This window comes from Kitasatospora sp. NPDC036755, from assembly GCF_040636595.1.
Classification (GTDB): domain Bacteria; phylum Actinomycetota; class Actinomycetes; order Streptomycetales; family Streptomycetaceae; genus Kitasatospora.
Genome location: NZ_JBEZUT010000420.1, coordinates 1 through 6322, shown reverse-complemented (window position 1 = coordinate 6322; position 6322 = coordinate 1). Strand labels below are relative to the sequence as shown.

The following is a 6322-nucleotide window of genomic DNA, read 5'->3' as shown; positions in this document are numbered from 1 at the left end:
GGCCCTGGACGTCTACACCCACTCGATCGTGGCGTTCCGCCTCACGCTGGTCTCCGACACGGCGGTCGACGTGGCGATGGTGCTGCGGGACGTGACGGGACCGGCGACCCGTGCTCCACCGTCTGCTGGGACACCGCCGGCGAGCCGCTGCGCACCTGGAACCGGCAGATGGGCGCCGTCAACGCCTACTCCCGGATGGCCGGGGCCGGCGACACCGACCCGAACACCGACGAGGTCGGGCACTGGACGGTCGAGGCCTGGACGGTCGCGGGCAAGCAGGTCGAACGGTACGTCCTCGAGGACCGGCCGGTGCACCTGCTCTTCCTCAACCTGCACGACGCCGGGCTCGTCAAGGTGCTGAACGGCGGCACCGACACCACGGTCGTCCCGGTCGGCAGCCCGCTGCCCGGGCCGTCCACCTACACGGCCGCCGACGTGGTCGAGGTGCTGCGGCAGATCATGGAGACCTACCGGCCCACCGTGCTCCGGGCCCAGGACGAACTCCCGGACACCCGCTACTCGGGCGACCACGGCGACCACGTCACCGCCGCGAAGTTCGCCGGCCAGGCGGCCCTGCTGTACGGCGGCGACCTGGTCCAGGTGAACTACCGGGACTACAACATCGGCGACGCCCCGGTGAACCTCGACCCGACGACGAGCGGCACCAAGGGCCTGCACTTCTCCGAGTACGCCGGCCACGACCATTCGACGGGCAACTTCTCCGCCTCCTGGTTCTCCCGGATGTACTACCGCTGGTCCCGGGGCACCTCCTGGGCCGGGCTCAACCAGGACGGCCGGCCGCAGGTCTTCGTCGTCCGGGCCGGCGCCCTCCACACCCAGTGGCGCCGCACCGACGGCAGCTGGAGCGGGCAGCTGCGGCTCGCCGACCCGGGCGGGCGGCTGGCGCCCGGCGTCGCGGTCGGCACCAACGCCGACGGCAGGCTGGAGGTCTTCGCCCGGCGCCTCACCGACCACCACATCGTCTCCCTGCCGCAGGCCGCGCCGAACGGGGCGTGGCAGGACGCCTGGGTCGACCACGGCAACCCCAACGCCGGACTCGGCAACGAGGCCCAGGTCGGCGTGCCCGTGGTGGCCAACGACCAGGACGGGCGGCTGGAGCTCTTCGTCAAGAACGGCGGGGGCGGCCTCAGCAGCACCTGGCAGACCGCCCCGAGCGGCGGATGGGCGGGCACCTGGGCGGACCTCGGCGGCACCGACCTCCAGGACCCGGTCACCGCGATCCGCAACGGCGTCGGGGCGATCGAGGTGTTCGCCGCCACGCGCAGCGGGATCCTCGGCTGGTGGCAGGGCGCCCCGAACGGCGCCTTCAGCGGCCCGGGCCAGATCCCGAACGCCCGCCCGGCCGGCCCGCCCAAGGCCGCGCTCGACCAGGACGGCCGCATCGAACTCGCCTACCGGGAGGTCGGCACCGGCGCGATGCTGGTCAGCCACCAGGTCCGGCCCGGCGGATCCTGGGCCCAGAACCCGGCCAACCTCGGTGGCCACGGGGGAGTGGGCGAGCCGGCGGCGGCCACCCTCGGCGGCCGGGTCGTCCTGTTCGAGCGCAACCGCGGCGGCGGCGTGAGCACCACGGCGCAGACCGCCCCGAACGCCGGCTACGGCACCTGGCAGGACCTCGGCGGCACCGTCCTCGACTATCCGACGGCGGTCGTCGACGGCGCCGGCGCCCTCCACGTCCTCGCCATCGGCACCGACGGCCGGGTCTACTTCCGCGCGGGTACCTCGGCCACCGGCCTCGGCGGCTGGCAGGGCCTGCCGCTCTGAGCGCCCGGTGCCGGTCCGGGAACGCTCCCGGACCGGCTCCCGGTCCGGGAACGTTCCCGCGTCACCGGGGCGGGACGGCGGTGGCGTGGTCGACCAGGTGCACGTCGGGGCAGCCCTCCCGCCGGACGACCTCCTTCGCCAGCTCGAGGATGAAGTCCGCCCGGTTCTGGACCAGTTCCCGAGCCGGGCGTGCGGGCACCTGCGGGTCGCCGGTCACCAGGATCGAGACGTTGGTGCGCCGCCCCGCCTCGGGAACGGGGCAGGGGAAGATCAGCGAGGCGTTCACCGGGTCGACCCAGCTCTTCGCCTGATCCCCGACCGGGAGTTCCGTCGCCCTGCCCCGCGCGATGTCGTCGGCCATCCGCGCCTGGTCCTGCTGGTGGAGCGCGTCGTCCGTGCGCATCACCGTGGCGTCGACGGCCGCGAGTCCCCCCTTGGGCGACCAGGAGACCGTGCACTCGGCGAGCGGCTCGGCCGCCGACAGCTCCCCCTGGACGTGGGCCACCGCCTTTCCGTCGCTGCCCACGAACGGCCGGATCGCCTCCCGGTCGAGCACACCCCAGCAGGCGCTCTGCGGCAGCTCGACGGACTGCCACGGCTTCCAGGCCCACAGCCCGCCGCCGACGGCGGCGACCACGGTGAGGGCGACGGCGCCGTGCCAGGGACGGACCCGGGAGCGGCGCCGGGGCGGTCCGTCGGGAGAGTGCGGTACGAGATGGGCGACGTCGACCATGATTGAAGTCAGCTCCCGTTTCCCTTGGCGAAGTTGTAGTCGGCGATTCCGGTCTTGAAGCCGTTGACGGCGTCGTCGCCGGCGCTCGGCGCGATGTCCCTGATCAGCCTCGGATCGAGCCCGGCCGACGTGGCCGCCTGTCGGACGGCGTCGGCCGCGGCGTCCGACGTCTGCTTCATGGAGAGGCCGGCCGCGCTGCTGGCCTCGTGCTGGGCCTGGCTGGTGGTGTCGACCTTGTACGAGGCCGACACCGATGAGATGAGCTTGTCCACCGCGAAGTCCCCCACACCGCTGACACCGGGGACCGGGACGAGCCCGAGGGCCTTGCCGCCCGTGAGCTCCCACCCCTTCTTGACCCAGCCAGCCCGTTCGTCGATGGCCTGGTTGTACGCCGCGTCGCTCTGGTGGTGCTGTGTGTGGATCTCGTCGGCCTTGGCACTGGTGAGGATGCCCGCGACCTGGCCGCCAGGTGTGACGACGTTCTTGAGGGCGGCGTCCAAGTCACCGTGGTCCGACGCATGCGCGATGACGTCCTGAATCTGGGCCGTGGTGTACGCCTGTTGTGCGGTGGCGATCGCGGCGAACGCCTCGGGGTCGCGCCCGAGGGTGGCGAGCAGGTCCTTGGTGTTCGTGGTGTCGAAGGCGATGGGGACCCCGCTCGACGGCAGGTCGATCGTGGTCGGGCTGATGGAGCGCTGGACATCCCCCATGTAGGACGCCGTCATGTCCCCGAGGGCGGGGTTGAGACTGCCGAAGAGGGCCGAGTCCCCCTTCAGTAGGGCCGCGCCGTTCTCGCCGCCGAACCGGTCGACCACGGCCTTCATGACCTCGCCCATCTCCTTGCTGTGCGGAGGGAGCGGCGCGTCCGGCGCGTCGTACGGGCGTCCCAGGGTGGCTGCCTCCAGGGCGTGGCCCAGGGCGCCCACGTCGAACGGGTCGGCGGTGCCCGGGTTGGGCCGGGGCGGGTACTGCTGGTCGAGCAGCAGGGACCGCGAGCCGGGGTCGGTGAGCGTCTTGAGGTAGGTGTTCTCGCCGCCGGTGCTCCTGACGGTGCCGTCCGGGTTGAAGGTGGCCGGCGCGTCGTGGAAGAACCTGGTGGCGGCCTCGGGGCTGTGGCCGAGCCCTTCCAGGACGGCGGACATCGGGTTGAGGCCCCTGATGTTCCCGTCCTTGTCGGGCACGCCGATGAACGCGAGCTCGGTGAACGGGTACGTGGCCTTGGTGGCCGCGTCCCAGCGCATCGGGTTCTCCTCGGTGAGCTGGGTGATGTGCTGGGCGACCGGGACAAGGAAGTGGTCGTCGTACTTCCCGTTCCGCAGCAGGTTGGCCATGATCTGGTAGCCGTAGGGGCTGTGCGCGGGGTCGGCGCCGGCCGGGACGGGGATCTGCTTGGCGCCGGCGGCGCGGAACCTGGTCTCCCACTCGTCCGAGACGTGCAGCGGCTGCCGGGTGTCGGTCGCGGTGGCCAGGGTCAGGCCCAGATCCTTCTGGATGCCCTTGATCGTCGCGCTGCGGGCGGGGCTGCCGGCGAAGTCGCCGCTCTGGGCCATGGCGCCGTACTTGGCCATGAAGGCCGCAGGGTCCTGGTTGCCGTAGAAGATGGTGGCGAACCGGGGGTCGGCGTTGTGGTGGTCCAGGATGTCCTGGAGGTGCTTGAGCTGGGCGTCGCTCGCCTGCCCGCCGAGGCCGAGGATGTAGGTGGCCGCGGCGGCCTCCTCCTCCGCTATGCCGCCGACCGGGTGGGCGTTGAACGCGGTGCCGTCGCTGCCGGTGTCGTCGCCCAGAGCCCGCGAGGCGTCCTGGTCGGCCTCGGTGGCGCGGTCGACGGCGTCGCCGATGGCCTTGGCGGCGGTCTCGGCCTTGGCCTTCCAGCTGTTGGCGTACTCGGGGTCCTTCTTGTCCGCCTGGTTGGTGGCCGGGGGCCAGTGCACCGCGCCCTCGTCATCGACGGTGAGGCCCTCGTGCGTCGCGTTCTGCACGGCGGTGGTGAGGTCCTTCTTGGCGGCCGTGATTTCGGTGTGGGCGTCGCGGAGGGTCTTGGCGAGGGCCGAGGCCTCCTCGAAGGCCGCGTGGATCTGGTCGCGGGCCCAGGTGAGCTTGGCGTTGGCGAGGCCGGCGGCGTCACCGTGCCAGCCGGACTGCTGGATGGTGCCGATGACCTCGTTCTGCATCCGCTGGGTGAGGTCCCATTTGCGGACGAGGCTCTCGAAGTCGCCGGCCGCGGAGGCGAGGCTGCCGAGGTCGATCTGCTTGAGCTGGCTGAACGTCACCATGGTGGTGGTGCTTCCCCCGATTGTGGTGCGACTAGTTTCCGGCGCCCTGCGGCTTGTCGAATCCGGCCTGGATGTCCGAGTCGGCCCGGCTGTAGCTCTGGGCCGTGGTCCGGAGGTTGGTGCCGATGTCGCCGACGGTGCTCTGCAGTGCGGTGGACTGGCTGGTCCAGGTGCCCCAGGCGGCGGTGAGCGCGCCGCCGAGGTTCCAGCCCTTGAGCGACCCGGCGGCGGCGTTGACGTGCTCGCCCGGCTGGTCGCACTCGGTCTTGACGGCGTCCCGCAGGGCGAGGGCGTTCTGTGCGGCCTGCTGGAGCACGCCGGGGTTCACCGCCACGGTCTTCCCGCCGCCTGCCGGGCTCAGCGAGACCGGCGCGGCGTTGGCTCCGGCGAGGTCCGGGAACTGCTTCTTCGCCTCTTCGGTGAGGTTTCCCTTGTCGTCGAAGAGCCATGGATTCATGCGACGCTCGAATTCGAGGTCGGTCATTTTGCGTATCCCCCCGATAAAGATCGGCGTAGATCATACTATTTTCTGGGTCGGGATTTCGGTGTCTTGGATGTTGATATCCGATTAACGATTGGTGAACGAGGACAAGAACGGCCGGTCGGGACTGTGCCGATCCGCACATTGCCCGGCACCCGGCGGCATGCCAGAGTGCCGGGCATGAACCATCCGCTCGCGGCCGAGCCGCGTACCGCCGCCTCCGCCGCCCCCGCCCACGTCTTCGACTGGCTCGACGAGACGGCCGCGATGCGGGCCGACGCCGGGCTGACGCGCACGCTGCGCAGCCGGCCGGCGGACGACCCGGTGCTGGACCTCGCGGGCAACGACTACCTCGGGCTGACCAGGCACCCGGTGGTCACCCGGGCGGCGGCGGACGCGGCGCTGCGCTGGGGCGGGGGTTCGACGGGCTCGCGGCTGGTGACGGGCACCACCGCGCTGCACACCGAACTGGAGGCGGAGCTGGCCGAGTTCTGCGGAGTGGAGGCCGCCCTGGTGTTCTCCTCCGGGTACACGGCCAACCTCGCGGCGCTCACGGCGCTCACCGACCCGGACACCCTGATCGTCTCCGACGCGTACAACCACGCCTCCCTGATCGACGGCTGCCGGCTCTCCCGCGCCGACGTCCACCGGGCCCCGCACAGTGCTCCGGCCGCGGTCGCCGAGGCACTCGCCGGGCGGGCGCAGCCGCGGGCGCTGGTGGTCACCGACTCGGTGTTCTCGGTGGACGGCGACGCCGCCCCGCTGCCCGCGCTGGCGGAAGCCGCCCGCGCGCACGGCGCCGCACTGCTGGTGGACGACGCGCACGGGCTGGGCGTGCTCGGCCCCGGCGGCACCGGGGCGCTCGCGGCGGCCGGGCTGGCCGGGCAGCCGGACGTCGTGGCCACCGCCACCCTCTCCAAGTCGCTCGGCTCGCAGGGCGGCGCCGTCCTCGGCCCGCGCCGGGTGATCCGGCACCTCACCGAGACCGCCCGCACCTTCATCTTCGACACCGGCCTCGCCCCGGCCGCCGCCGGCGCCGCCCTGGCCGCG

Annotated in this window: 5 protein-coding genes; 2 read left to right on the top strand and 3 right to left on the bottom strand. The window is 72.4% G+C overall.

The features are described 5' to 3' along the window. Nucleotides 1–168 precede the first annotated feature (168 nt). A complete protein-coding gene (locus AB0E96_RS36955; protein WP_359830545.1) occupies nt 169–1785 on the top strand; it encodes a hypothetical protein in 1617 nt (538 codons plus the stop codon). A gap of 61 nt (nt 1786–1846) precedes the next feature. On the opposite strand, the gene AB0E96_RS36950 is transcribed toward AB0E96_RS36955, so the two are convergent. Genes AB0E96_RS36950 through AB0E96_RS36940 form a run of 3 tightly spaced genes read right to left on the bottom strand, consistent with a single transcriptional unit; the run spans nt 1847 to nt 5275 of the window. Next, nucleotides 1847–2518: a hypothetical protein gene (locus AB0E96_RS36950; RefSeq protein ID WP_359830542.1), complete on the bottom strand. Its 672-nt coding sequence runs from the start codon at nt 2516–2518 to the stop codon at nt 1847–1849. An 8-nt stretch (nt 2519–2526) separates the two neighbouring features. Beyond that, entirely contained in the window at nt 2527–4791 is a 2265-nt protein-coding gene (locus AB0E96_RS36945; RefSeq protein ID WP_359830540.1) for a hypothetical protein, read from the bottom strand. A 31-nt stretch (nt 4792–4822) separates the two neighbouring features. Beyond that, the gene (locus AB0E96_RS36940) at nt 4823–5275 is read right to left on the bottom strand and encodes a type VII secretion target (protein WP_359830538.1); all 453 of its coding nucleotides are present in this window, start codon (nt 5273–5275) and stop codon (nt 4823–4825) included. 177 nt (nt 5276–5452) lie between these two features. Between AB0E96_RS36940 and AB0E96_RS36935 the strand changes: the two genes are divergently transcribed. Further along, nucleotides 5453–6322: aminotransferase class I/II-fold pyridoxal phosphate-dependent enzyme (locus tag AB0E96_RS36935; protein ID WP_359830537.1), on the top strand; the 870-nt coding region annotated here is incomplete at its 3' end.